This is a genomic window from Streptomyces sp. WELS2, from assembly GCF_013870595.1.
Taxonomy (GTDB): Bacteria; Actinomycetota; Actinomycetes; order Streptomycetales; family Streptomycetaceae; genus Streptomyces.
In genome coordinates, this window is record NZ_JACBWZ010000938.1 from 1 (window position 1) to 2,234 (window position 2,234).

The 2,234-nt window shown below is 74.4% G+C and carries 2 protein-coding genes and 1 pseudogene; 1 reads left to right on the top strand and 2 read right to left on the bottom strand.

All coding sequences use genetic code 11. The features are described 5' to 3' along the window. Both H5J33_RS31965 and fmt read right to left on the bottom strand, forming a co-directional pair. On the bottom strand, positions 1 to 706 hold a 706-nt coding region (locus tag H5J33_RS31965; protein ID WP_309485535.1), incomplete at its 3' end, for a transcription antitermination factor NusB. A 79-nt stretch (positions 707 to 785) separates the two neighbouring features. Then, positions 786 to 1,718: a methionyl-tRNA formyltransferase gene (fmt, locus tag H5J33_RS31970; protein ID WP_181798232.1), complete on the bottom strand. Its 933-nt coding sequence runs from the start codon at positions 1,716 to 1,718 to the stop codon at positions 786 to 788. Between the two features lie 214 nt (positions 1,719 to 1,932). Between fmt and H5J33_RS31975 the strand changes: the two are divergent. After that, positions 1,933 to 2,234, top strand: a pseudogene (locus tag H5J33_RS31975) (hypothetical protein); the annotation flags it as partial.

The window sequence follows — 2,234 nt, forward strand, 5'->3', positions numbered from 1 at the left end:
GCGACCAGCGGCCCGGCACGGCGGCGTCCTCGCGCAGCAGTTCCTCGGTGGTGGCCCGGCCGGGCCGCGCCACCAGGGTCACCTCGGGCCGTTCGTTGTCGGCCGCCAGCAGCTGCTCGATGCCGGTCCGGCCGCCGCCGAGGGAGTCCCAGAGCGCGGAGACGACCCAGCGCGGGTGCGAGTGCACGACGGCCAGGTGGTCCTCGGGGTCCTCGTCGTAGGGCGGCGCGACCTTCCCGGTCCAGCCCTCGAGGTCGTCCTGGGCGACCTTGCGGAGCACGGCGTTGACGAACTTGGCCCGGCCGTCCCCGAGCACCACCCGGGCCAGCTCCACGGAGGCGGAGACGGCCGCGTGCGTCGGGATCCGGGTGCCGAGCAGCTGGTGCACACCGAGGCTGAGCACGTCCAGCACCGGCGGGTCGACCTCGCGCAGCGGCCGGTCGACACAGGCGGCGATGACGGCGTCGTAGGTGCCCTGCCGGCGCAGCGTGCCGTACACCAGCTCGGTGGCGAGCGCGGCGTCCCGGGCGTCGAAGTCGCCCTTGTCGCGGGCCTTGCGCAGCAGCGGGGGCAGCACGAGGTTGGCGTAGGCGTCCCGCTCGTCCACCGCGCGCAGCGCCTCGAAGGCCAGGATGCGGACGGGGTCCTTCTGGGGACGGCGGTAGGGCTTGGCGGGCCTGCGGGGCCGCCGGGACTGCTCGCTCACGAAAAAGGTGCTCCGGAGATAGAAGGGGGATGCGTCTCCAGCCTACGTCGGGGCATCCCCGCCACCGCCGTCCGGGGCGTCAGCCGCCGAGCGTCTCGCCCTCCGCGATGCGCACCCCGCGCGCCCAGTCGGCCGCGCGCATCGGCTTCTTGCCCTGGGCCTGCACCCAGAGCAGTTCGACGGCGTACGAGCCGGTGCCCACGTGCACGCTGTTCTTGCCCACCGTGAGCCGGCCCGGCTCCAGGCCGGTCCGCTCGGGCACGGGGACGACCTGGACCAGCTTGAGCCGCTCGCCGCGGAAGGTGGTCCAGGCTCCGGGCGCGGGGGTGCAGCCGCGCACGACCCGGTCGACGCGCAGCGCGGGCGCCGCCCAGTCCACCCGGGCGTCCTCGACGGTGATCTTCGGGGCGAGGGAGACGCCCTCGGCGGGCTGCGGTACGGCCTTCAGGGTCCCGTCCTCGATGCCGTCCATGGTGGCGGCGAGCAGTCCGGCGCCCGCGAAGGCGAGCCGGGTGAGCAGGTCGCCGCTGGTGTCGGTGGGGCGGATCGCCTCGGTGACGGTGCCGTAGACGGGCCCGGAGTCCAGGCCCTCCTCGATGAGGAAGGTGGACGCCCCGGTGATCTCGTCGCCCGCCATGACGGCGTGCTGCACGGGCGCGGCGCCGCGCCAGGCGGGCAGCAGCGAGAAGTGCAGGTTGACCCAGCCGTGGGCCGGGATATCGAGGGCGGGCCGGGGCAGCAGGGCGCCGTAGGCGACGACCGGGCAGCAGTCCGGGGCGATCTGCTTCAGCCGCTCCAGGAAGTCCGGGTCCCGGGGCTTGAGCGGCTTCAGCACCTCGATGCCGGCCTCCTCCGCCCGCTCGGCCACGGGGGACGCGACCAGCCTGCGCCCGCGCCCGGCCGGCGCGTCGGGCCGCGTGACGACGGCGGCCACCTCGTGCCGCCCGGAGTCGAGCAGGGCGTCCAGGGCGGGAACGGCGACCTCGGGGGTGCCGGCGAAGACGAGCTTCATGGGCGGGATCGGGCCTCTCGGGCGGGGAGGGTCGGGCAGCGCACCAGTCTATGACCATGGACGGCGCACGGGTGGGCGACCGGCGTACGCATATGCCCGTACGCCCCCACCCCGTGACCAGCGGGGGGTCGGCGCGTTGGTCAAGAAAGAGTTGACCACATCGGGCCGCTTTCGCGGCCGAATTCCTTTCAACGCCGGTTCGAGAGGCTTGTTCATGGCCGACCACGCAACCCACGACGCCCAGGCCCGGGCCAGCCTGCACTTGCTGGTGCGGGACATCGAGCGGGTCCGCCGGCAGGTGGACGCGCTGCGTACGCTCACCGCCCAGCTGGGCAACGTCTACCGCCCGCGCCGCTCCGGCCCCTCCACGGGCTTCGTCGTCTACGGACGCGCCCCCGCCCCGACGGTCCGCCTCGCCCAGGAACTCCGCGACAGTGTCGAGACGCTGGTCACGGCCGCGGTGGACTTCGACCGCTCGCTCGGTTTCTCGTGGGACGCGGTGGGCTCGGCGCTCGG